The 22,317-nt window shown below is 65.0% G+C and carries 19 protein-coding genes and 1 pseudogene; 14 read left to right on the top strand and 6 right to left on the bottom strand.

The features are described 5' to 3' along the window. Nucleotides 1-29 precede the first annotated feature (29 nt). Complete coding sequence (gene ligA / locus MSTE_RS16340; RefSeq protein WP_096502745.1) at nt 30-2,084, top strand: NAD-dependent DNA ligase LigA; 2,055 nt, start codon at nt 30-32, stop codon at nt 2,082-2,084. An 8-nt stretch (nt 2,085-2,092) separates the two neighbouring features. Here the strand turns inward: ligA and MSTE_RS16335 are convergent, their stop codons facing one another. Then, the gene (locus tag MSTE_RS16335; protein WP_096502743.1) at nt 2,093-3,970 is read right to left on the bottom strand and encodes an ArnT family glycosyltransferase; all 1,878 of its coding nucleotides are present in this window, start codon (nt 3,968-3,970) and stop codon (nt 2,093-2,095) included. Nucleotides 3,971-4,050: 80 nt separating this feature from the next. Continuing rightward, a complete protein-coding gene (locus MSTE_RS16330) occupies nt 4,051-4,716 on the bottom strand; it encodes an ACT domain-containing protein (protein WP_162291446.1) in 666 nt (221 codons plus the stop codon). Nucleotides 4,717-4,759: 43 nt separating this feature from the next. Here MSTE_RS16330 and gatC point away from each other — a divergent pair, with 43 nt between their 5' ends. The 7 genes and pseudogenes from gatC to gatB all read left to right on the top strand — a co-directional run bounded on the left by gatC (nt 4,760) and on the right by gatB (nt 11,363). Continuing rightward, entirely contained in the window at nt 4,760-5,068 is a 309-nt protein-coding gene (gatC, locus tag MSTE_RS16325; protein ID WP_030094135.1) for an Asp-tRNA(Asn)/Glu-tRNA(Gln) amidotransferase subunit GatC, read from the top strand. Next, complete coding sequence (gene gatA, locus MSTE_RS16320; RefSeq protein WP_096502741.1) at nt 5,065-6,546, top strand: Asp-tRNA(Asn)/Glu-tRNA(Gln) amidotransferase subunit GatA; 1,482 nt, start codon at nt 5,065-5,067, stop codon at nt 6,544-6,546. Before gatC ends, gatA begins: the two co-directional genes overlap by 4 nt. Nucleotides 6,547-6,641: 95 nt before the next feature. Continuing rightward, nucleotides 6,642-6,857 (top strand): hypothetical protein, encoded by a 216-nt coding sequence (locus tag MSTE_RS16315; protein WP_231896905.1) that lies wholly within the window; start codon nt 6,642-6,644, stop codon nt 6,855-6,857. Nucleotides 6,858-6,877: 20 nt separating this feature from the next. Then, nucleotides 6,878-7,126, top strand: a complete 249-nt coding sequence (locus tag MSTE_RS16310; RefSeq protein ID WP_157997693.1) for a hypothetical protein — start codon at nt 6,878-6,880, stop codon at nt 7,124-7,126. Nucleotides 7,127-7,156: 30 nt separating this feature from the next. Beyond that, nucleotides 7,157-8,652, top strand: a pseudogene (locus MSTE_RS16305) (carboxylesterase/lipase family protein). 38 nt (nt 8,653-8,690) lie between these two features. Beyond that, nucleotides 8,691-9,722: an ATP-dependent 6-phosphofructokinase gene (locus tag MSTE_RS16300; RefSeq protein WP_030094131.1), complete on the top strand. Its 1,032-nt coding sequence runs from the start codon at nt 8,691-8,693 to the stop codon at nt 9,720-9,722. A gap of 141 nt (nt 9,723-9,863) precedes the next feature. After that, nucleotides 9,864-11,363 carry an Asp-tRNA(Asn)/Glu-tRNA(Gln) amidotransferase subunit GatB gene (gene gatB / locus MSTE_RS16295; protein ID WP_096502738.1) on the top strand — a complete coding sequence of 500 codons (1,500 nt, stop codon included), beginning with the start codon at nt 9,864-9,866 and terminating at the stop codon, nt 11,361-11,363. A gap of 73 nt (nt 11,364-11,436) precedes the next feature. Here gatB and MSTE_RS16290 read toward each other — a convergent pair whose 3' ends face one another. Beyond that, the gene (locus MSTE_RS16290) at nt 11,437-12,630 is read right to left on the bottom strand and encodes a PQQ-dependent sugar dehydrogenase (protein WP_096502736.1); all 1,194 of its coding nucleotides are present in this window, start codon (nt 12,628-12,630) and stop codon (nt 11,437-11,439) included. A gap of 70 nt (nt 12,631-12,700) precedes the next feature. On the opposite strand from MSTE_RS16290, the gene MSTE_RS16285 reads away from it, so the two are divergent. Both MSTE_RS16285 and MSTE_RS16280 read left to right on the top strand, forming a co-directional pair. Continuing rightward, nucleotides 12,701-13,507 carry a DoxX family protein gene (locus tag MSTE_RS16285; RefSeq protein WP_096502734.1) on the top strand — a complete coding sequence of 269 codons (807 nt, stop codon included), beginning with the start codon at nt 12,701-12,703 and terminating at the stop codon, nt 13,505-13,507. Nucleotides 13,508-13,724: 217 nt separating this feature from the next. Next, nucleotides 13,725-15,419, top strand: coding sequence for an APC family permease (locus MSTE_RS16280; protein WP_064409234.1), 1,695 nt, complete (start codon nt 13,725-13,727; stop codon nt 15,417-15,419). Here the strand turns inward: MSTE_RS16280 and MSTE_RS16275 are convergent. Beyond that, on the bottom strand, nt 15,416-16,588 hold the full coding sequence (locus MSTE_RS16275; protein ID WP_096502732.1) for an FAD-dependent monooxygenase: 1,173 nt from the start codon (nt 16,586-16,588) through the stop codon (nt 15,416-15,418). The genes MSTE_RS16280 and MSTE_RS16275 overlap by 4 nt on opposite strands. 76 nt (nt 16,589-16,664) lie before the next feature. Between MSTE_RS16275 and MSTE_RS16270 the strand changes: the two genes are divergently transcribed. Next, the gene (locus MSTE_RS16270) at nt 16,665-17,135 is read left to right on the top strand and encodes a MarR family winged helix-turn-helix transcriptional regulator (RefSeq protein ID WP_096502730.1); all 471 of its coding nucleotides are present in this window, start codon (nt 16,665-16,667) and stop codon (nt 17,133-17,135) included. Here the strand turns inward: MSTE_RS16270 and MSTE_RS16265 are convergent. After that, nucleotides 17,132-18,607, bottom strand: a complete 1,476-nt coding sequence (locus MSTE_RS16265; protein ID WP_096502727.1) for a gamma-aminobutyraldehyde dehydrogenase — start codon at nt 18,605-18,607, stop codon at nt 17,132-17,134. The two genes, MSTE_RS16270 and MSTE_RS16265, sit on opposite strands and share 4 nt — an antisense overlap. Nucleotides 18,608-18,729: 122 nt before the next feature. On the opposite strand from MSTE_RS16265, the gene MSTE_RS16260 reads away from it, so the two are divergent. The 3 genes from MSTE_RS16260 to MSTE_RS16250 are packed head-to-tail and all read left to right on the top strand — an operon-like array spanning nt 18,730 to nt 21,847. Beyond that, on the top strand, nt 18,730-19,236 hold the full coding sequence (locus MSTE_RS16260; protein ID WP_064409231.1) for an Lrp/AsnC family transcriptional regulator: 507 nt from the start codon (nt 18,730-18,732) through the stop codon (nt 19,234-19,236). Next, a complete protein-coding gene (locus MSTE_RS16255; RefSeq protein ID WP_064409230.1) occupies nt 19,233-20,618 on the top strand; it encodes an aspartate aminotransferase family protein in 1,386 nt (461 codons plus the stop codon). Before MSTE_RS16260 ends, MSTE_RS16255 begins: the two co-directional genes overlap by 4 nt. 2 nt (nt 20,619-20,620) lie before the next feature. Continuing rightward, entirely contained in the window at nt 20,621-21,847 is a 1,227-nt protein-coding gene (locus MSTE_RS16250; RefSeq protein WP_096502725.1) for a saccharopine dehydrogenase family protein, read from the top strand. Here MSTE_RS16250 and MSTE_RS16245 read toward each other — a convergent pair. Continuing rightward, nucleotides 21,844-22,233 carry a PH domain-containing protein gene (locus tag MSTE_RS16245; protein ID WP_030094120.1) on the bottom strand — a complete coding sequence of 130 codons (390 nt, stop codon included), beginning with the start codon at nt 22,231-22,233 and terminating at the stop codon, nt 21,844-21,846. The two genes, MSTE_RS16250 and MSTE_RS16245, sit on opposite strands and share 4 nt — an antisense overlap. Between the last annotated feature and the right edge of the window lie 84 nt (nt 22,234-22,317).

Here is a 22,317-nt window from a genome sequence, read left to right as displayed (position 1 = left end):
CTGTCGGGCGGGTGGGTTAGCCTGCCGATGTGGATCCTGACGTGCAGCGCCAGTGGCGTGAGCTTGCCGACGAGGTGCGTGGGCACCAGTTCCGCTACTACGTCAAGGATGCCCCGGTCGTCTCTGATGGCGAGTTCGATCGCCTCTTGAAGGAGCTTGAGGCGCTGGAAGCGCAGTATCCCGAGTTGCAGACCCCGGACTCACCCACGCAGCTGGTGGGTGGAGCAGGGTTTGTCACCGAATTCGGATCGGTTGACCACCTGGAGCGAATGCTCAGTCTGGACAACGCATTCAGTTCCGAGGAGTTGACGGCCTGGGATGCCCGCGTGCGCGGCGATATCGGGGAAGAACCGGAATACCTGTGCGAGCTGAAGATCGACGGCGTCGCGCTTTCGTTGGTGTACGAGAACGGCGTGCTGGTGCGCGGCGCGACGCGCGGAGACGGTCGCAGCGGCGAGGATGTCACGCTGAACGCCAGGACCATCGAGGATGTGCCGGAAAGGCTCACGGCCTCAAAGGAATACCCGATACCTGCACTCTTGGAGGTGCGTGGCGAGGTCTTCTTCCGGCTGGAGGATTTCGAGGCGTTGAATGCCTCGCTGGTGGAGGAGAGTAAGCCGCCGTTCGCCAATCCGCGCAACAGCGCTGCGGGCAGTCTGCGGCAGAAGAACCCGGCCATCACCGCCAGGCGGCGGCTGCGGATGATCTGCCACGGGCTTGGCCGTGCCGAGGGCTTCGCTCCGGAGAGCCTGCGCGAGGCCTATTTGGCTTTGGGGCAGTGGGGATTACCTGTCTCTACTCACACCACCAATGTGCGGGGCATTGCGCAGGTTCAGGAACGCGTCAACTATTGGGCCGAGCATCGCCACGATGTGGAACACGAGATCGACGGCCTTGTCGTGAAGGTCGACAGGGTGGCACTGCAACGCCGCCTGGGCAGCACCTCGCGCGCACCGCGCTGGGCCATCGCCTATAAGTACCCGCCCGAGGAGGCGACGACCGAACTGCTCGACATCCGCGTGAGCGTGGGCCGGACCGGACGGGTTACCCCTTTCGCCTACATGACCCCTGTCAAGGTGGCCGGATCCACGGTGTCGTTGGCGACCCTGCACAACGCATCCGAGGTCAAACGCAAGGGCGTGTTGATCGGCGACACTGTGGTGATTCGTAAGGCCGGGGATGTCATTCCGGAAGTTCTGGGTCCGGTCGCCGATCTGCGGAACGGGTCCGAACGCGAATTCGTCATGCCCACAACCTGTCCCGAATGCGGCACCGTACTGGCTCATGAGAAGGAGGGTGACGCCGACATTCGCTGCCCGAATTCGCGGAGCTGCCCGGCACAGCTGCGTGAGCGAGTATTCCACGTGGCGGGGCGTGGTGCCTTCGATATCGAGGCACTCGGTTATGAGGCGGCGATTGCCCTGCTTTCGGCAGGTGTCATCGAGGATGAGGGAGATCTGTTCAGCCTCACCGCCGAGGATCTGCTGCGCACCGACCTGTTCACAACGAAGAACGGTGCGTTGTCCGCCAATGGAAGTCGGCTGCTGGAGAACCTGGATAAGGCGAAACAGCAACAGTTGTGGCGTGTCTTGGTGGCGCTGTCGATCCGCCACGTCGGTCCGACGGCGGCGCGTGCGCTGGCCACCGAGTTCGGCGAATTGGAAGCCATCGAGGGAGCCTCTGTCGAACAGCTGGCCGCCGTCGAGGGAGTGGGCGCCACGATCGCCGCGGCGGTGGTGGACTGGTTCACCGTCGACTGGCATCGCGCCATCGTCGACAAATGGCGCGCCGCGGGTGTTCGGATGGCCGATGAACGCGATGAGTCGATACCGCGCAATCTCGAAGGCTTGTCGATCGTCGTAACCGGTTCACTCCCAGGGTTTTCGCGTGATGAGGCGAAGGAGGCCATCATCGCCCGGGGCGGCAAGTCCGCGAGTTCGGTGTCCAAGAAGACGGCATTCGTCGTCGTTGGTGACGCGCCGGGATCCAAATACGACAAGGCCGTTGAGCTGGGCCTGACGATCCTCGACGAGGACGGCTTCCGGGCGTTGTTGGCCGACGGACCTCCCGCCGAGTCGGAGTGAAGCTGCCGCTAGGGTTTCGGCGGAACCGACAGATCGAATACTCGTAGGTCGCCGTAATCCTTTGAGGAGAAGTGGGTTTCGACCCACTTTTGGACGTCATCGGCCACCCGCTTGGTGTCGCCATCCTTCTGCGGTTGCGGTTTGTCCTGCTCCTTGTCTTTGTCCTTATCCTTGACGGACTCGGCATAGAACTGGACGGTGCCATCCTGCGTGTAATCGATGAACTGCTGCAGGGTGATGGGGTTGTCACGGCCGGAGAATCCGCCGATCGCCATCACGGGTGCGTTGGTCTCCAACTGAATGGGAGCGGCGGTGCGGGTATTGGTGGTCGCCACCGGCCATCTGGCGTCTGAATCCTTGATCAACGCGGCCAGTGCCGGGTCCAGCGGCGTGGGTGCCTGGCCGCCGAACTTCTCCTCATTGGCGATCGCCGGGCCGGACGTCGAGAGCCCCCCGACCTTCGGGGTGGTCACATTGGCGATGGTGAACGCGATCGAGCCTCCCAACGAAACTGCAAGGGCCAGTGTGGCAATGGCATAGCGCAGGCGCGCGTTACGCTCGAGTGCGCCAAGGGCGAGGGCAACGGCCGCGACGATTCCGCCGATCAGCAGAAGCCAGCGCAGCCCGGGCAGCCAGGTGGGTATGCGCCGCAGTAGTACGAAGGCCATGACGGTGGCACTGAGCGTGAGCGCGCTCAGCCCGAACCTGCCGATGCGCCCGGACCGATGTCGCCACAACAGCACCGTGCCGATGGCCAGTGAACCGGCGATGGCGGGGGCCATGGCCGAGGTGTAATAGGGGTGAAATTGTTTGGCCATGTAACTGAGGATCACGTAGTTGGACACCATCCAGGTGCCCCACAAAACCAGGCCCGCTCCCGCGGGGTGGGTGGTGATCGTGCGCAGGCGGCCCAACCAGCCCGCGGTCTGCGGCGTTCTGCTGACGATGACCAGTCCGAGGATCAGCGCGATGAACGCCGTGGGAAGCAGCCATGCGATGTGATCGGCCTGGGTGTCCTGGAACAGTCGGAAGATGCCCGGGGTACCCGAGAACGAGGGGCCACTTCCCCGGCCGCCGCCCATCCCGTTCGAGTTGTCGCCGAGCAGGCGGTCCAGGCCGTTGTAACCAACCGCCAGCGTCCATTCACTGTTGTCGGTGGAGTTGTCGACGTAGGGGCGACTGGCCGCCGGGGTCAGCGCGACGGCGGCCATCCACCAACCCGACGCGGCCAAGAGAGCACCGGCCGCACCCAGCAGGTGTAGAAGCGTTGTCTTCCACGGCCATTTCGCGGACACCAAGTAGGCCAGGAGGAGAGCCGGAGCCACGAGTAGACCTTCGAGTGTCTTGCACAGGAACGCGAACCCGATACCGGCACCGGCGAGCGCCAGCCAGCCGGCGGCACTGCGTGAGCGCTCGGAATCGATTGCACGCGTGGTGAAGTATGCGGCCACCACCATGCCAAACACCATGGGTGCGTCGGGATTGGAATGCCGGAACATCACCGAGACCACCGGGATGAGAGCGAACAGGGCCGCCGCGAGCAGGCCGGCGCACGGTCCGGCCTGCCGCCGTACCGTCGCGCGAATAAGTGCGGCGCTGACGATCGCGAGGATGGCCTGCGGGATCAGCATGCTGGCGCTGGAAAAGCCAAAGATCCTGGCGGACAATCCCATCAACCACAAACCACCCGCGGGCTTGTCGACCGTCACGTAGTTCTGCGGATCGAAGCCGGCGAAGAACCAAGCCTTCCAGCTTTCACTGCCTGATTGCACGGCTGCCGCATAGAAGGTGTTGGACCACCCGTTATGGCCTCTGTCCCAGAGGTACACCACGGTGATCGTCAACAGAATGGCAGCGAAGATGAGCCGTTCACGAGTCCGGCTCATGGACGCGTCGATGTCAGTCACGCCAGTGAGTGTGCAGGGCGACTCAGGGAATTGGCTGTGCCGTTCCTGTGAACAGGCCGCTATCGCACCAAGGTGGCGACGATCCCCGCCAGATAGCCGAGGCGGGCCACCTCCGAGGGGCGAAACTCCGGGCCGCCGGGACGGCCGAGGACCACGGCGGTGTCACCGGACCCCAGTGGCGCGGCGGCCAGCGTGGTGTCCATGTCCTTCCACAGCTGCGGTACCCATTCGGCTGCGGTTTCCAGGACCTGGGCCCGGCTCAGCGGTAGCCACGGGGCGGCGGTGGCCTGTGTTTCCGGGGCACCGGCGCTTCCCGCCACCCGGATGAAGCCACTGCCTTCCTGCCGCACCACGGTGCACCAGTTCGCGCGCAGCACGTGCGGGGCCTCCTGGGCCAGCACTTCCAGGCGGGCGGATGACGCGGCGGCGGCCACCCTGTCGATCAGTTCCAGTTCGCGGTGTGCCTCCAGCAGCCCGGTGTGCGGGCGGATGGAATGCACATGCACCCCGTTCAACGCTTCGGCGGCGGTGATCAACGAGTCGGGCATGGAACCGGGTGGCAGGTCGATGACCAGGTCATCGATGGCATACCCGGGACCGCGCTCGACGACGTCGAGGGACAGGATGTCCGCACCCACCGTGCCGAGCGCGACGGCGACCGATCCCAGACTTCCGGGTCGGTCGGCAAGTTGTAAGCGCAGCAGATAGGACGGCACGTCCAACACTGTGGCACAGGTCAGGTACGGCCGCCCTCTAGGCTATCTAGCCGTGAGCGCCATATCCCGTGACGAGGTCGCGCACCTGGCCAGATTGGCCCGGCTTGCGCTGACCGACGCTGAGCTGGATGGATACGCGGGGCAACTCGACGCGATCCTCGGCCACGTCAGCCAGATCAGTGCCGTTTCCACTGATGAGCTCGACGAGGTCGATGCGACGAGTTCTCCGCTTGATGCGGTAAATGTCACACGGCCGGATGTGATCGCCGACTGCCTGACCCCTGATGAGGCGCTGGCACAGGCTCCTCGGGTGGCCGAGGGGCGTTTCGCGGTTCCGCAGATCCTGGGAGAAGAAGAGTGACCGACCTGATCAGGCAGGATGCTGCATCGCTGGCGACGCTGATTCATTCCCGCGAAGTGTCCTCCGTTGAGGTGACGCGTGCGCATCTGGACCAGATCACCAGTACCGACGAGACCTACCGCGCATTCCTGCACGTGGCGGGGGAGCAGGCCCTTGCCGCCGCCAAGGATGCCGACGACGCCATCGCACGGGGCGATCAGCCCGCATCGGCCCTCGCCGGTGTTCCGCTGGCGCTCAAGGACGTCTTCACCACCCGGGATATGCCGACCACGTGTGGGTCGAAGATTCTGGAGAACTGGGTTCCGCCCTACGACGCGACGGTGACCGCTCGGCTGCGTGAAGCCGGGATCCCGATCCTGGGCAAGACGAATATGGACGAGTTCGCGATGGGCTCCTCCACCGAGAACTCCGCGTACGGACCCACCCGCAATCCGTGGGATACCGAGCGCGTGCCGGGTGGCTCGGGTGGCGGTAGCGCGGCCGCACTGGCCGCCTTCCAGGCACCGCTGGCCATCGGTACCGACACCGGCGGTTCCATCCGTCAGCCCGCGGCCCTCACCGCCACCGTCGGGGTCAAGCCGACCTACGGCACTGTTTCGCGGTACGGCCTGGTGGCTTGCGCGTCATCGCTGGATCAGGGCGGACCTTGTGCACGTACGGTTTTGGATACCGCACTGCTGCACCAGGTAATCGCCGGACATGACCCGCGCGACTCCACCTCGGTCGACGAACCGGTCCCCGATGTGGTGGCCGCTGCTCGTGCCGGTGCTGCCGGTGACCTCAAGGGCGTACGTGTCGGCGTGGTCTCACAGCTGCGTGGCGACGGGTACCAGCCGGGTGTGATGGCGTCTTTCGATGCGGCCGTCGAGCAGCTCACCGCGTTGGGCGCCGACGTGGTGGAGGTGTCCTGTCCGCACTTCGAATACGCACTTCCGGCGTACTACCTGATCCTGCCGTCCGAGGTGTCCTCCAACCTGGCTCGGTTCGATGCCATGCGGTACGGGATGCGTGTCGGCGACGACGGAACGCACAGCGCCGAGGAAGTCATGGCGCTCACCCGGGCCGCGGGCTTTGGCCCAGAGGTCAAGCGGCGCATCATGATCGGCACCTATGCGCTATCTGCCGGGTACTACGACGCCTATTACGGTCGGGCCCAAAAGGTGCGCACCCTGATCAAGCGTGATCTGGAGCAGGCCTACGAACAGGTTGATGTGCTGGTCACCCCGGCGACGCCCACGACCGCATTCCGGTTGGGGGAGAAGGTCGACGACCCGCTGGCTATGTACCAGTTCGACCTGTGCACCCTGCCGCTGAATCTGGCCGGGCACTGCGGAATGTCGGTGCCCTCGGGACTATCGGCCGACGACGGGCTGCCGGTGGGCCTGCAGATCATGGCGCCAGCCCTTGCCGACGACCGGCTATACCGGGTCGGGGCGGCGTATGAGACGGCGCGTGGGCCGCTGCCGTCCGCGCTCTAGAGATTCACAGGCAATTAGTAGGGATCCGGCCTTTCAGGCAGCAAGAGCTGTCATATTTGCATATATGCATATGATGGCACTGGTGCAGTGGTGCAGTGATCGCCGTCAGCGTGGCGGCAGCGATGGCGGTTTCGCAATCCGTTCCCGCGACGCAGCAGACGAAGGTCCAATGCTCGGTGCAGGCCGATACCACCTGCGATCACTCCGGCGATCCTCATCTGACGGCGCGACCGAACCCCGGCAACATGGTGCCGCGGGCGACCATCCCGCAGACAAAGACACGCCCCAGCACGGTCTTGCCGCGAGCGTGACGAGCGTGCGGAGGGTGTCGATGCGTCAGATGGCCGCGGCCGGTGCATGCGCGGCCGTTCTGGCTGGGGTGGTGGTGACGAGCCATACCGATGCTCTGCAGGCGGTAGTGCAGGTGAAACCGGCCGCGTGCAGCGGATCGACGGAGCCCGACTGTCTTGCTCCCGGCGACAATCACTTGTCATCGGCGCCCGATCCGGGGAACGCGCCACCGCAGGCCACCATCGTGACAACCAGGCCGGGCCCCACGGCGGTGCGCCCGGGGCGGTGACCACTCGCGGCGGGAGCTAGGTTGGCATCCGTGGCAGCGGCGCCGAAGCGAGTGCAAGTCAACAGCGGCATTGTTGAAGGTTTTGTGCGGCGTGGAATGCGCCGTTTCCGGGGAATCCCGTACGCCGAACCGCCGGTAGGGCCGCTACGGCTGCGGGCGCCGCGCCCCGTGCAGCCCTGGGAAGGCGTCCGGCGCTGCACGAGATTCGGTGCGGTGCCCTACCAGCCCAAGGTGTTCACTCCGCAGAAACGTCGCAGCGAGGACTGTCTGACGCTCAACGTGGTGACGCCGGAGGAACTGCCCGACGGTCCATTGCCGGTGATGTTCTACATCTATGGCGGTGGATATTTTCTCGGTGCCAGTGCCTCGCCTCCCTACGAGGGATCGATACTGGCGCGTCGCGGATGCGTCTATGTGTCGGCCAACTATCGCGTGGGGGCGCTGGGCGCCTTCGATCTGTCCTCGCTGTCTGATGCCGAGCACATCATCGAAAGCAACGTGTACCTGCGTGATCTCGTGCTGGCGCTGCAGTGGGTTCGCGACAACATCCGCGAATTCGGCGGAGATCCGGAGAATGTGACCATCTTCGGCGAGAGTGCCGGTGCCAGCGGCGTCGAGACGCTGATGACTACCCCGCCGCCGCGGGGTTGTTCCACCGCGCGATCATCCAAAGCACCGCCAGCGGCCTGGCCGCCAGCGCCGATACAGTCGCGCATGAGGCCCGGCGATTCGCCGAACTGCTTGGGGCTGGCCCTGATAACGCTGCCGAGACGGTCATGAACGCCTCGCCGCGGCAGCTCCTACGTGCACAGCGCACGTTGATGGTCGAGGGTGGATTTCCCTTTGGGCCCTCGGTCGACGGTGACTATCTGCCGAGTACTCCTGTCGATGCCATCGAACACGGTGATGCGCAACGAGTTCCGCTGATCATCGGAAGTAACGCCGATGAAGCCAGGCTTTTCACCAAGGCCATCAAGGTGATGCCGCTATCCGAGGTCGAACAGCGGGAGATTCTTGCGCGCGGAGGGCCCGGGTATCTCGAGCGGATTGTCGGGGCCTACCCGGGATATCCATCGAAGGAAGCCCGGTTGCGGCTGGCCGGAGACATGTTCTTCACCTCTTCGGTGTGGCGGATTGCCCGGGCGCATCAGCAATTCGCACCGGTATACGTGTACCAATTCGACTACGCGCCCTGGCCCGTGCGGGCCGCGGGCCTGAAGGGCTCGCATGCCACCGAGCTGCTCGCGGTCTTCGGCAATTACCGTGGTCCGGCCGGGGCGCTCTTGGCGGGGAGCTTTACTCATCGCGATGCCTCACGGGTGGTCGACGATGTGCAAGAGCGCTGGGTGGCGTTCGCGCGCAACGGTGTTCCGAGCGAGGACTGGCCGACATACGGCGATCCGGACTGGCCGGTGATGGTCTTCGACCGGGTGACATGCGTCGAGAAGAACCTCGGCGTCGACCGCCGCGATGTGTGGGCGGGGTTCACGCTGAGCGCCCCGCAGCGTCCACCGAAGGCGTCGTAGCGCTGCCGCCCGGCGATGTCACGGGCATGATGGGGCCTATGCGTATCGGAGTGCTTACCGGTGGCGGCGACTGTCCCGGGCTGAACGCCGTCATCAGGGCGGTGGTACGGACCTGTGCCAACCGCTACGACTCGCAGGTCGTGGGATTTCAGGACGGCTGGCGCGGTCTGTTGGAGAACCGGCGCATCCAGCTGGCCAACGACGACCGCAACGACCGGCTGCTGACCAAGGGCGGCACGGTGCTGGGCACCGCGCGCACCAATCCCGACAAGCTGCGCGCCGGGCTGGACCAGATCAAGCAGACCCTCGACGACAACGGGATCGATGTGCTGATCCCGATCGGTGGGGAGGGCACGCTCACCGCGGCGAGCTGGCTCGCCGACGAGAACGTCCCCGTGGTCGGGGTGCCCAAGACGATCGACAATGACATCGATTGCACCGATGTCACTTTCGGGTTCGATACCGCGCTGACCATCGCCACCGACGCCATCGATCGGTTGCACAGCACGGCCGAATCGCATCAGCGCGTCATGCTGGTGGAAGTGATGGGCAGGCATGCGGGCTGGATCGCCCTGCACTCCGGACTGGCCTCCGGCGCGCACATGACATTGATTCCCGAAGTGCCGTACGACGTGGAAGAGGTGTGTCGACTCATCAAGGGCCGCTTCCAGCGTGGGGATTCGCATTTCATCTGTGTGGTGGCAGAGGGCGCCAAGCCGGCCGAGGGCTCAATGGAGTTACGCGACGGCGGAATTGACGAGTTCGGGCATCAGCGGTTCACCGGAGTGGCGCAGCAGCTGGGCGTGGAAATCGAGAAGCGCATCAACAAGGAGGTGCGCACCACCGTGCTGGGCCATGTGCAGCGCGGCGGCACCCCGACACCGTTCGACAGGGTGCTCGCCACCCGATTCGGAGTGAACGCAGCGGATGCCGCCCATGCCGGCGAGTACGGGGTGATGGTGTCGCTGCGGGGCCAGGACATCGGACGGGTGCCCTTGTCCGAGGCCACCCGTCATCTCAAGCTGGTCCCAAAGAATCGCTACGAGGACGCTGCCGCGTTCTTCGGCTGATCTGGCAGGTTCGCCGAGCGCATACCTGGTGTGGATGATTCTCGCGATTCACCTACGTGCGGTATGCGCTCGAAGGATGGGTTCGTCGGGTAGGGCCAGCTCAGCCCTCGGGCGGCAAAGCCGACCTATTAGGATCGCGGCATGACAGAACTGCTGGACTACGACGACGTGCTGACCCGATACGAGCCGGTGCTCGGCATGGAGGTCCACGTCGAACTGTCCACGGCCACCAAGATGTTCTGCGGCTGCCCCACCACATTCGGCGCGGAGCCGAACACCCAGATCTGCCCCGTCTGTCTGGGGCTGCCGGGCTCGCTGCCGGTGGTCAACGAGAAGGCCGTCGAATCGGCCATCCGTATCGGGCTGGCGCTGAATTGTGAGATCGCCCCGTGGGGCCGGTTCGCCCGCAAGAACTACTTCTACCCGGACCAGCCGAAGAACTACCAGATCTCCCAGTACGACGAGCCGATCGCGTTCAACGGCTACCTGGACGTTCCGCTCGAAGACGGCACCATCTGGCGGGTGCAGATCGAGCGTGCCCACATGGAGGAGGACACCGGCAAGCTGACGCATATCGGCAGCGAGACCGGCCGCATCTCCGGGGCCACCGAATCCCTGCTCGACTACAACCGGGCGGGCGTGCCGCTTGTCGAGATCGTCACCAAACCCATCGAGGGCACCGGGGAACGAGCTCCGGAGATCGCCCGTGCCTACGTGACGGCACTGCGGGACCTGTTGCGCGCGTTGGACGTTTCCGATGTGCGTATGGATCACGGGTCCATGCGCTGCGATGCGAATGTGTCGCTGATGCCCACCGGCGCCGACGAGTTCGGCACCCGTACCGAGACCAAGAACGTCAACTCACTCAAGAGCGTCGAGGTGGCGGTGCGCTACGAGATGCGCCGTCAGGCAGCTGTTCTGGATGCGGGTGAGGATGTCATTCAGGAAACCCGGCACTTCCTGGAGCAGGACGGCTCTACCAGTGCGGGGCGCCGCAAGGAGACAGCCGAGGACTACCGGTACTTCCCGGAGCCCGACCTGGAACCCGTCGCACCGAGCACCGAGCTGATCGAGCGGCTACGCGGCACCCTGCCCGAGCTGCCCTGGTTGCGGTTGGGGCGCATCCAGCAGGAATGGGGTGTCTCCGATGAGGTGATGCGCGATCTGGTGAACAACGGCGCCGTCGAACTTGTGCAGGCCACCGTCGTCGAGGGGGCCAGCAGCGAGGAGGCGCGCTCGTGGTGGGGCAACTACCTCGTCCAGCAAGCCAATTCGCGTGAGGTCGAGCTGGCCGAACTTCCCATCACGCCAAAGCAGGTGGCCGCTGTTGCCGCGTTGATCAACGACGGCAAGCTGTCCAACAAGTTGGCGCGCCAGGTGGTCGATGGCGTGCTGGCCGGAGAGGGCGAGCCCGAGCAGGTGATGACTGCCCGCGGGTTGACCGTGGTGCGCGACGATTCGGTGATCCAGGCCGCCGTCGATGAGGCATTGGCGGCCAACCCCGATGTCGCGCAGAAGATCCGCGACGGCAAGGTGGCGGCCGCGGGCGCCATCGTCGGTGCGGTGATGAAGGCCACCAGGGGACAGGCGGACGCCGCGCTGGTCAAGGACTTGGTGCTGAAGGCCTGCGGGCAGGCCTGATCACACGCTGACTGTCGACTTCTCGCGACAAAGTGCGAGTGAGCACCGCGAAAAGTCGACAGTCGGCGAGAAGTTAGTCCAGGTCGTCGTTGGCGCGGGGGAATCCGCCGCCCTTCGGGAACAGTGGGAACACCACGTCCTCGGTGGGGGTGGCGGTGCCGAAGTCCTTGTTGATGGAACCGCCCCAGACGTTCCCGTCGGCCGAGAGCTTGAGCGCGCGCACGTGACCGTGCTGCTCCTTTTGTCGGAGCACCTCGGGATCGCCGGTGACCGCACCTGTCTCCGGGTTCTGGCGCACTACGACAGTGGTCTGGTTGAAGACCAGGTTGACCATGACCGAGCTGTCCAACGCGGCGCAGCCCGCCACCCCGGGTTTGTCGGGCCAGGTCCACACCGTCGTGATCTTGCCGTCCTTGGTCAGCTTTTGCAGCCGGTCTCCGACGGGTGAGCGGTCGGTGACATACAGCGTGCCGTTGGCGGCGTCCACGCACATCGCGCCGCCGTCACCGAGGCCGCTGATCGCGGTGGTCGGTGCGGCCTGGTCGATGGTGGTGGGCTGTTCGATGCGGATCACCTTGCCGGCCAGAGAGTTCGGATCGTTGGCTGCGGCCGGATTACCGCCGGTGCCGGTCTGGACCACCAGCGTGGTGGGGCTGATGAACGCCAGCGATCCGGCATTACCGTTGGGGCCCTTCGGAATTCCAGTGAGAATGTCCTTGGGCACATCGCCATCGGCGATGCGAATCACCCGGTTGTCGGTGGGGGTACTGATGTAGGCGTACATCAGCCGGTCCTGCTGGTATGAGGGGGAGAGCACGATGTCGGACAGTCCACCGTCCCCGGAGGGGTCGACGGGGATGGTTGTCTTCACCTTCGGCTCGGCACTCGTCGCGATCTCTTTGACGGCACCCGTCGCCCGCTCGGCGACCAAAGCGGTCTTGCCGTCGCTGCCCATGATGAGCCCGCTGGTGGCTTCCAGGCATCCCTGCATCACACCGTCGGCGGCGCACTGCTTGGGAAACGGTTTACCCGGCAACGGTGGCGGCGGGGTGGTCGTGGTCTGGGCAATCCCGCGGCTGGGAACCTCGGTGAACGGCTGATCCTGGGTGGGATCAAACCGCACGCAACCCGAGAGCAGGGTCACCGTCCCGGCCAACGCTGCCACCGAACCGACAAACAGTCTTCTCCCCGATGGCTCATTGGTCGGTCCCGTCGAGGGATTTGGCCGGATGTCGCCGGCCCTGCGGCTCCGGCAGCGAATGAGCATGCCCGCAAGATTACGGACCTTACGGCGTTGCTCGCCACATTCAGGCCTCCAATGGACTTACTCTTGGGCCGTGACCGGTCATTCGGACGATCCGCAGGTGTGGCGTAAGCCGCCCGAACTGGTCGACCCTGAAGACGATGTGCCGTCGGCCACCTATGGCGGCGATTTCGAGACCACGGCAATCCCGCATTACCAGGGGGAAAAGCTGACGAGCTCCCACGACGTGAAAGAGGTTGGACCGTTGTACGATCCAGCGCCGCTGCCCTATGCCGAACCTGCCACCACCCAGATATCTTCCGAGGCGGTGCAGGCGCGACATGCCGCACCGTGGGGTACCCAGGACCCGACGGGCGACCGTCGCGGCACCCAAGATCTTGGACTGTTGTTGCTGCGTGTCGGGGTCGGCGCGATGCTCATCGCGCACGGATTGCGCAAGGTTTTCAGCTGGTGGGGCGGGACCGGCCTCAACGGCTTCGAATCGACGCTGACTGATCGCGGCTTCAAATACGCCGACATCCTTACTTATGTGGGTGTCACCGCAGAGCTCGGCGCCGGAGTCCTGCTGGTACTCGGTCTGCTGACGCCGCTGGCGGCCGCGGCCGGACTGGCCTTCATGGTCAATGTGCTGCTGTCCGACATGGTGTCCGACAAGGCGAACCGGTACGCGATCTTTTGGCCCGACGGGCACGAGTTCGAGCTGTTGATGATCGTCGCGCTCATCGCGGTGATCCTCGTCGGCCCTGGTCGGTACGGGTTTGACGCCGGAAGGGGCTGGGCTCGCAGGCCGTTTGTGGGTTCCTTCGCCGCGCTGCTGCTGGGGCTGGGTGCCGCGGCTGCCATCTGGGTGTTCCTCAACGGGACGAACCCGCTCGCCTAGATCACCCTCTCGCGCCGACAGCCGCGTTCTGTGTCGGGCACTCGAGAAATGCGGCGTAAACCGTAGTTTCGGTGGCGATTCGGTGCCCCGATGCAACGACGACATTGTTGCTGAATCCGGTGCGAAACCGATTTTTCATGACGAATTCCGCTCTTGATGGGCGAAATGTCAACGGAAAACGTATTCTGCTCGCAGTCCGCCGAGCGAGGAGACGCGTATGAGCTCAGATACCCCCGTCGAGAGCAAGGGACTCAAGGGCGGTGCGATGGGGCTGCTTTCCAGCGTCGTCGTCGGGCTTGCCTCAACGGCACCGGCCTACAGCCTGGCCGCCACCCTGGGGCTGATCGTCGCCAGCGGTGGTGCCCTGCTCGCCGGTGTCAAGGCGCCCGCCATCGTGCTGATCTCGTTCATCCCGATCTATCTGATCGCGGTGGCCTACCAGGAGCTGAACAAGGCCGAACCGGACTGCGGGACCACCTTCACCTGGGCCTCGCGCACCTTCGGGCCGATTGTCGGATGGCTGGGCGGCTGGGGGATCATCGCCGCCGACGTCATCGTGATGGCCAACCTGGCGCAGATCGCGGGCGCCTACTCGTTCACTTTCGTCGGCGACCTGGGCTGGTCTGCGGCGGCCAGTCTGGCTGACAGCACTCTGTGGTCCACAGTGGCGGGCGTTCTGTGGATCGTGATCATGACGTATATCTGTTACCGCGGTATCGAAGTCTCGGTGCGCCTGCAGTACGGACTCTTGCTGGTAGAGATGGTTGTTCTGGTCGTCGTCTCGATCATCGCGTTGATCAAGGTCTACACCCATAACGCCGAGACCTACTCGCTGCTGCCGTCCTTGTCCTGGTTCTGGCCCGGGGGTATGGATTTCGGCACCGTCATCGCACCCGCGGTGCTGACGACGATCTTCATCTACTGGGGTTGGGATACCGCGGTGGCCTGCAACGAGGAGTCCGATGACCCCGGACGCACACCCGGGCGCGCCGCGGTGCTCTCCACATTCCTGTTACTGGCCACCTACGCGCTGGTCAGTGTGGCCGCGGTGGCCTTCGCGGGAGTCGGCACCGAGGGGATAGGTCTGGGTAATCAGGAGAATGCCGCGGATGTGTTCGCGGCTATCGGTCCCGAACTGTTCGGTGACAGCTTCCTGGGGCATGTGGGGATGCTCTTGCTCTCCGCCTCCATCCTGACGTCGGCCTCGGCCTGCACCCAGACCACGATCCTGCCGACGGCCCGCACCACCCTGTCGATGGGTGTGTACAAGGCGCTGCCGGAATCGTTCGCCTCGATCCACCGCACGTATCTGACGCCGACCACCTCCACCGTGGCTATGGGTGCGGTCTCGATCGCGTGCTACGTGCTCTTTACGATCATCAGCACCAACCTGCTGACCGCGCTGATCGGATCGGTCGGTCTGATGATTGCTTTCTATTACGGGCTCACCGGCTTCGCATGTGTGTGGTTTTACCGTCGAACACTCACGCAGAGTGCTCGCAACTTCATGATGCGAGGTGCGATCCCGTTGCTCGGTGGAATCGCGCTGACGGTCATCTTCGCTTACGGGCTGATTCAGTACGCCAAGCCCGACTGGCTCATCGATGACGCCGGCAACAACGTCACCGTCTTCGGATTCGGGGCCGTGGCGGTGGTCGGCATCGGCGCGCTGGCGCTCGGCGTGGTTGTGATGCTGCTGTGGCGGGTGGCCGCGCCGCCGTTCTTCCTGGGGGAGACGTTGCCGCGGCGTAGCGCCGATCTGGTGCTGGCTCCGGCCGGGGCCACCGCCCACTTCGGAGTGCCCGATGCGGTCGAGGCGCAACAGACCGTCATCGCCGGTGATCTGTCCAACCTCCCCGAGGGTGAGGTCGCGGTGAATCCGCAGACGGGCGAGGAGTTCACCAAGGATTAGAGCGAGGCCAGTGCGGCCTCGGCTGCCGCAGCGGCGTCGTAGTCGGGGATCCAGTCACCGGCCAGGATCGCGGTGAGCCCAGCCGCTTGCTGCTGGGCACTGAGATCGGTGGCGCGGTAGATCGAGCCCGCTTGGCGTGCGTTCTGCTGAATGCGACTAGTACGGTCGCGTCGCAGGGACTCGTACAAGGCCAGCCGCTGAGGCACGTCGGTGACCGAAGCGCCCGCGAGGACGGTGGCGAGCACGACCGCGTCCTCGATCGCCATGTTCGCACCCTGGCCCAGGTGTGGGGTCACGGGGTGGGCGGCATCACCGAGAAGGGTGATGCGGTCAGTTGACCATCGGCTCAACGACTTTCGGTCATAGAGTCCCCACCGAAAGGTTTCTGGAAGTGCGTCGATAATGGCCGGAACGGGGTGTGCCCAATCCGCGAATTCCGCCGCGAGGGCTCGTACATCACCCGGTGCCGTCCACGATTCCTCGGCATCGAGATCGGTGGCTGTGAAGGCCACGATGTTCAGTAACCGTCCTTGGGAGACCGGATAGATGAGGAAACTGCGTCCGGGGCCGAGCCACATCTGCATCCGCCGGAGATCGACGGAGGCATCGAGGCGTTCGACGGGAATCAAACCGCGGTAGGCCATGATGCCCTCGCTGGACAGCTCGACGGGGCCCGCTACCGGACGCTGCACCACCGAGTGGATGCCGTCGGCCCCGACGACGATGTCGGCATGCTCCACGGAGCCGTCCGCGAAGACAATGCGTGCCCCGTCGGCGGTTTCGATCACGTCCTGGCAGGGGCGCCCGAGGTGGACGGTACCGGCGGGTAGCGCGCCCAGCAGCGCCTGCTGTAATTCGCCGCGGTGCACGGGCAGAGAGGTCACCGGGCGTCCTGGAGTGACCGACGGCCACGCCGGCGGCACCGGGACTTCTTCTCCGTGCCAGGTGCTCCACACCGTGCGCTCGATGTGGGTGCCGATCTCGCGTACCCGGTCGCCAAGGCCCACGGCATCGAGTGCGCACTGGCCGTTGTTCGCGATGACGACGCCCGCGCCCACCTCGCGCAGTTCGTGTGCCTTCTCGTAGACGATGACGTCGATATCGTTGGCGCGCAATGCCGCTGCCGCGGTGAGCCCACCGATTCCGGCGCCGATGATCGCTACACGCATGTCCGTGTCCTTTCGTTGGCTTCGTTAATAACGTTAGCATGCTAACTATTGCCATGCTAACGCCTAGACTGTCGGGGTGCCAGGACAACCGAGCGGAAACAGTTCGCGTGAGATCGAAGAGCTGGTGGCGGCCACCGACGCGCTGTACTTCGCGATGCGCCGCGGCCGAACATCGCCCGCGGGTACGCAGGCGGGTATGAGTCGTTCGCAGCTCGAGCTGCTGGCGCCGCTACTCGACCGGGATTCGATGTCGGTGAGTCAGCTGGCCGGGACGGCAGGAGTGGCGGTGCCGACGGCCACGCGCGCGCTCAAGCAGCTAGAAGAACGGGGTGTGGTCGAGCGCACCCGCTCGGCGTCGGATGACCGGTTGGTCCTGGTGGGGTTGACCCCTGCCGGGCGCACGCGGGTGGCCGACGCGCAGGTGGCCTTTCGGGCGCGGCAGCACGGGGTCTTCGCAGAGCTGACGGGTGCCGATCGTCGTGCGATGACCACGAGCCTTACCCGGCTCGCGGCGCTGATCAACGACAACTTGGACGCGCGGCCCTAACGCTTCGCGAAAATAGTTCGGTGCCAGTCCTTTTCGGCGGTACCGGTGATATCACTCATCACGTGCTTGATGGATAGATACTCCTCGAGGGAGTAGTCGGACATGTCTTTGCCGAAGCCGGACGCGCCGAACCCGCCGTGCGGCATCTCGCTGACGATGGGGATGTGGTCGTTGATCCATACGCAACCCGCCTTGATCTGCCGCGAGGCCCGCTGCGCGCGGTAGACATCGCGCGTCCACGCCGAGGCGGCAAGGCCATAGGCGGTGTCGTTCGCCTGGCGCAGTGCGTCGTCGTCATCGGAGAACGCACGCACGGTGAGTACCGGGCCGAAGATCTCGTCACGGTAAGCCTCGGATGCCTCCGTGACATCGGCGATCAGGGTGGGCCGGTAGAAGAATCCCGGCTGATCCGGTGAGCTTGCGCCGGTGACGATTCGGCCACCCTGGGCGGGGGCGCGGTCCACGATGCCCGCCACCCTGGCGCGGTGGGGGGCCGAAATCAACGGTCCGATATCGGTGTTCGGATCCAGGGGATCGCCGACGACGATCTTGTTCATCACTTCGCCCACTCCGGCGACGAAGTCGTCGTACAGATCGCGAGCCACGATCGCCCGGGTAGCGGCCGTGCAGTCCTGCCCGGAGTTGATGATCGCGCCGGCAACCGCGCCCTGAATGGCGGCATCCAGGTCGGCGTCGTCGAACACCACGAAGGGGGCCTTGCCGCCGAGCTCCAACTGCGTCCGATGGCCATGAACGGCGGCCGCTGCCATGACCTTTCGGCCGACGGCCGTGGAACCGGTGAAGGTCACCAAATCCACATCGGGATGGCCCGCGAGTGCGCCGCCCACGTCGTCGCCGCGTCCGGTGAGGACGTTGAGCACGCCATCGGGCAGCCCGGCCTCGGTGGCCAGACGTGCCAGGGTCAGTGTGGTCAGCGGTGTCAGCTCGCTGGGTTTGATCACCACCGTGCACCCCGCCGCCAGTGCGGGCAGCACCTTCCACACCGCCATCTGCAGCGGGTAGTTCCACGGGGTAATGGTGGCGACCACCCCGGCGGCCTCTCGGCGGATGCTGGAGGTGTGGTCGGGCGAATATTCGGCGGTTGCCTTACCTTCCAGATGTCTTGCGGCACCGGCGAAAAACTCGACATTGTCGATGCTGCCGGGCACATCGAACTCTGCTGCCAGGCGCACCGGCTTACCCGTCTGGGAGACCTCCTCGGCGACCAGTGTGTCCGCGTTGGCCGCCATGCCGGCGGCCAGTTTGGCCAGGACAGTGGCACGGTCGCCGGGGGTTGAGGAGGCCCAGCCCGGCCCCGCGGCTCTGGCCGCCGCCACTGCCGCATCGGCATCGGCAGGGGTTGCGAGGCCTAGTTCGGCGACGGTCGTCCCGGTCGCGGGGTTGATCACGTGATACGTATCGCCGCGGGTTGTGACTGGGCGGCCATTGATCCAGCTGCTCGGTGCGCTCACCTGGCCACGGTATCGAAAATCGGTGCTTTAAGCCACGGATTCCATCGTCAATCGTCCGCTCTTAACGGTAATTCGTCGTAAAACATTGCAATAGATGACGGAATCCGTGCACAATCGAGCTCGTGGCCAACACGAAGAGACGTTTGTTGCGGGTCGCCGATCCCGGTAACGGGTCTGCGGCATTCCAGCTTGATGAGGCTTCCAAGGCGATTGTCGAGGAGCTCCAGCAGGATGGGCGGCGCCCATACGCGACCATCGGCAAGTCGGTGGGCCTCTCGGAGGCGGCGGTGCGTCAACGGGTGCAACGCATGATCGACGCCGGTGTCATGCAGATCGTGGCGGTCACCGATCCCATGCAGCTGGGGTTCGCGCGCCAGGCCATGATCGGCATCAAATGCTCCGGTGACACCACCGAGGTGGCCGACCGGCTGGCGGAGCTGGAGGCGGTCGACTACGTGGTGCTCACTGCCGGAACCTTCGACGCGATCGTCGAGGTGGTCTGCGAGGACGATGACGACCTGTTGGTTCTGCTGAACAAGCAGATCCGTGCCGTGCCCGGGGTGACCTCCACGGAAACCCTGGTTTATCTGAAACTAGTGAAACAACAATACAATTGGGGTACACGGTGACAACCGTCGATGTAGCACACGAGATCTCCGGCGACCTACAGGAAAAGGCGTCCCGCCACCTGTGGGGTCACTTCGCCCGGCATGGTGAGGGCATATCGCCGCCCATCATCACGCGCGGTGAGGGAGTGCGGATCTGGGATGACCGGGGTAAGAGTTACCTCGACGGTCTCTCGGGATTGTTCGTCGTGCAGGCCGGGCACGGCCGCGCCGAACTGGCGGAGGCCGCCGCCCGGCAAGCCGAGAAGCTCGCGTTCTTCCCACTGTGGTCCTACGCCACCCCGACCGCGATCGAGTTGGCCGATCGCATCGCCGGGTACGCCCCGGGCGACCTGAACCGCGTCTTCTTCACCACAGGCGGGGGAGAAGCGGTGGAAAGCGCGTGGAAGCTGGCCAAACAGTTCTTCAAGCTGACCGGGAAACCGGGTAAGCACAAGGTGATTTCGCGTGCCATCGCGTATCACGGAACCCCTCAGGGCGCACTGGCGATCACCGGTCTGCCGGCGTTCAAGGCGCCGTTCGAACCGCTGACCCCGGGCGGATTCCGCGCACCGAACACCAACTTCTATCGGGCCCCGGAGGCATACGCCCACGATCCCAAGGCGTTCGGGCGCTACTGCGCCGACCGGATTGCCGAGGCGATCGAATTCGAGGGGCCGGATACGGTCGCGGCGGTCTTCCTCGAACCTGTACAGAACGCGGGCGGTTGTTTCCCGCCCCCGCCCGGCTACTTCGAGCGGGTGCGGGAAATCTGCGACGAGTACGACGTCCTGCTGGTATCCGATGAGGTGATCTGCGCCTTCGGCCGTATCGGATCGATGTTCGCCTGCGAGGACTTCGGGTATCAGCCGGACATCATCACCTGCGCCAAGGGCATGACATCCGGATACTCGCCGATCGGGGCGATGATCGCCACGGACCGTCTGTTCGAGCCGTTCAACGACGGTAAGACCACCTTCCCGCACGGATATACCTTTGGCGGACATCCCGTTTCGGCGGCGGTGGCTCTTGCCAACCTCGATATCTTCGAACGGGAGGGCCTCAACGATCGGGTGCATGAGAACGCGCCGGTGTTCCGGGCCACCCTGGAGAAACTCCACGACCTGCCGATCGTCGGTGATGTGCGCGGCGAGGGGTACTTCTACGGAATCGAGTTGGTCAAGGACAAGACGACCAAGGAGACGTTCACCGGCGAGGAGAGTGAGCGACTGCTGCGCGGCTTCCTGTCTGCGGCGCTCTGGGATGCGGGCCTGTATTGCCGCGCCGACGACCGCGGAGACCCGGTGATTCAGCTTGCACCGCCCCTGATTTCGGGGAAGCAGGAGTTCGATGCGATCGAGCAGATCCTGCGCGGAGTGCTCACCGAGGCCTGGGCGCGGTTATAGACATGCGAATTCTTATCGTGGGTGCCGGCGGAGTGGGCAGCGCGGCGGCGTTCATCGCGGCCCGCCGTGAGTTCTTCGAGGCGCTGGTGATCGCGGACTATGACATGGCGCGGGCGCAGGCGGTGGTGGATCGACTCGGTGATCCACGGTTCACGGCTGCTCGCATCGACGCCTCTTGCGCCGATGATGTCGCGGCGCTGTGCAGGGAGCATCGAATCACCCACGCGCTCAACGCGGTCGACCCTCGATTCGTGATGAGTATGTTCGACGGGTGTTTCGCGGCAGGCGTGACCTACCTCGACATGGCGATGAGCCTGTCGCATCGTCATCCGGAGCGGCCGTACGAACTGCCCGGGGTGATGCTCGGCGATGAACAGTTCGCCGCGGCCGAAAAGTGGGAAGCCGCAGGGTTGTTGGCCCTGGTCGGTATCGGGGTCGAGCCGGGCCTGAGTGACGTGTTCGCGCGGTACGCCGCCGATCATCTGTTCTCCGAGATCGACGAGCTGGGTACTCGCGACGGATCCAATCTCGAGGTGCAGGGATACCGATTCGCGCCGTCGTTCTCGATCTGGACGACCATCGAGGAATGCCTGAATCCGCCGCTGATCTGGGAACGCAACAAGGGGTTCTTCACCACCGAACCGTTCAGCGAACCGGAGGTTTTCGACTTCCCCGGAGGCATCGGCCCCGTCGAATGCGTCAACGTCGAGCACGAGGAAGTGGTGCTCATGCCGCGCTGGGTGAACGCCCGGCGGGTGACATTCAAATACGGCCTCGGCGCCGAATTCATCAACGTGCTGCGCACCCTGCGTCTGGTCGGGCTGGACAGCACCGACCCGGTCAGCGTGCACGCCGACGGCCGCGCCGCCGCGGTCAGTCCTCGTGATGTGGTGGCGGCGTGCCTACCGGACCCGGCCGGGCTGGGGCATCTGATGCGCGGGGCCACCTGTGCGGGTCTGTGGGTGACCGGGACCGGCAAGGACGGCAAGCCCCGCGAGGTCTACCTGCACCACGTCGTCGACAACGAGTGGACCATGGCACGCGACGGTGCGCAGTGCGTCGTGTGGCAGACCGCCGTGAACCCGGTGGTGGCCCTGGAACTGCTCGCTGAGGGGGCATGGAGCGGCACCGGTGTGCTGGGACCGGAGGCCTTCGACAGCCTCCCGTTCCTGGACCGGCTCAATACCTTCGGTGCACCGTGGGGCATGCAGGACCGATTGGCTGCCTAGCGCTGAACCCCTTGATACGGATTCGGTACCCGGCCATTGCTGGCCGCCGACAGGATCGGCAGCGTCGAGAAGGTGACCGCCGGAAGACGCAGCGAGGTGCCGTCGACGAGTTCGGCGCGTGCCCAGGCGTGCCTGTCGAATCCGAGGCCCTTGACCTCGGTCCACGGCAACGTCCGAGTGCTTGCCAGTGTTCGTACCTGCACCGATTCGGTATCGACCGCGGTCCGATACCGGAAGATGGCATAGGACATGGCGGCGGGGATCAGCAGCAGCGGCGCGAGGACCGGGAGATACAGGACGAACGTCAGGATGCCGAGCGCCAGGAACCCGGACATGAAATGCGCCATCGGCGATGTCCTGATGACTGTGCGCTTCTCCTCGGTCATCCATCCATTGTCCCCGACGGTGACGCCAGGACGAGAATTCGGCCCAGAACCCAGTGGCCTCACGCTCGGCGAAGCCGCTTCTAG

Origin of the sequence: [Mycobacterium] stephanolepidis, from assembly GCF_002356335.1 — a bacterium.
GTDB classification, from domain to species: Bacteria; Actinomycetota; Actinomycetes; order Mycobacteriales; family Mycobacteriaceae; genus Mycobacterium; species Mycobacterium stephanolepidis.
The sequence above is the reverse complement of the archived record's forward strand: the minus strand, read 5'-3'. Positions and strand labels throughout refer to the sequence as shown.

Excerpts from the sequence above, each read along its gene's own strand:
- MSTE_RS16335 (WP_096502743.1), bottom strand. The coding sequence starts at position 3,970 with ATGAGCCGGACTCGTGAACGGCTCATCTTCGCTGCCATTCTGTTGACG.
- MSTE_RS16310 (WP_157997693.1), top strand. The coding sequence starts at position 6,878 with ATGCGTCAGATGGCCGCGGCCGGTGCATGCGCGGCCGTTCTGGCTGGG.
- MSTE_RS16300 (WP_030094131.1), top strand. The coding sequence starts at position 8,691 with ATGCGTATCGGAGTGCTTACCGGTGGCGGCGACTGTCCCGGGCTGAAC.
- gatB (WP_096502738.1), top strand. The coding sequence starts at position 9,864 with ATGACAGAACTGCTGGACTACGACGACGTGCTGACCCGATACGAGCCG.
- MSTE_RS16290 (WP_096502736.1), bottom strand. The coding sequence starts at position 12,630 with ATGCTCATTCGCTGCCGGAGCCGCAGGGCCGGCGACATCCGGCCAAAT.
- MSTE_RS16280 (WP_064409234.1), top strand. The coding sequence starts at position 13,725 with ATGAGCTCAGATACCCCCGTCGAGAGCAAGGGACTCAAGGGCGGTGCG.
- MSTE_RS16275 (WP_096502732.1), bottom strand. The coding sequence starts at position 16,588 with ATGCGTGTAGCGATCATCGGCGCCGGAATCGGTGGGCTCACCGCGGCA.
- MSTE_RS16250 (WP_096502725.1), top strand. The coding sequence starts at position 20,621 with ATGCGAATTCTTATCGTGGGTGCCGGCGGAGTGGGCAGCGCGGCGGCG.
- MSTE_RS16245 (WP_030094120.1), bottom strand. The coding sequence starts at position 22,233 with ATGACCGAGGAGAAGCGCACAGTCATCAGGACATCGCCGATGGCGCAT.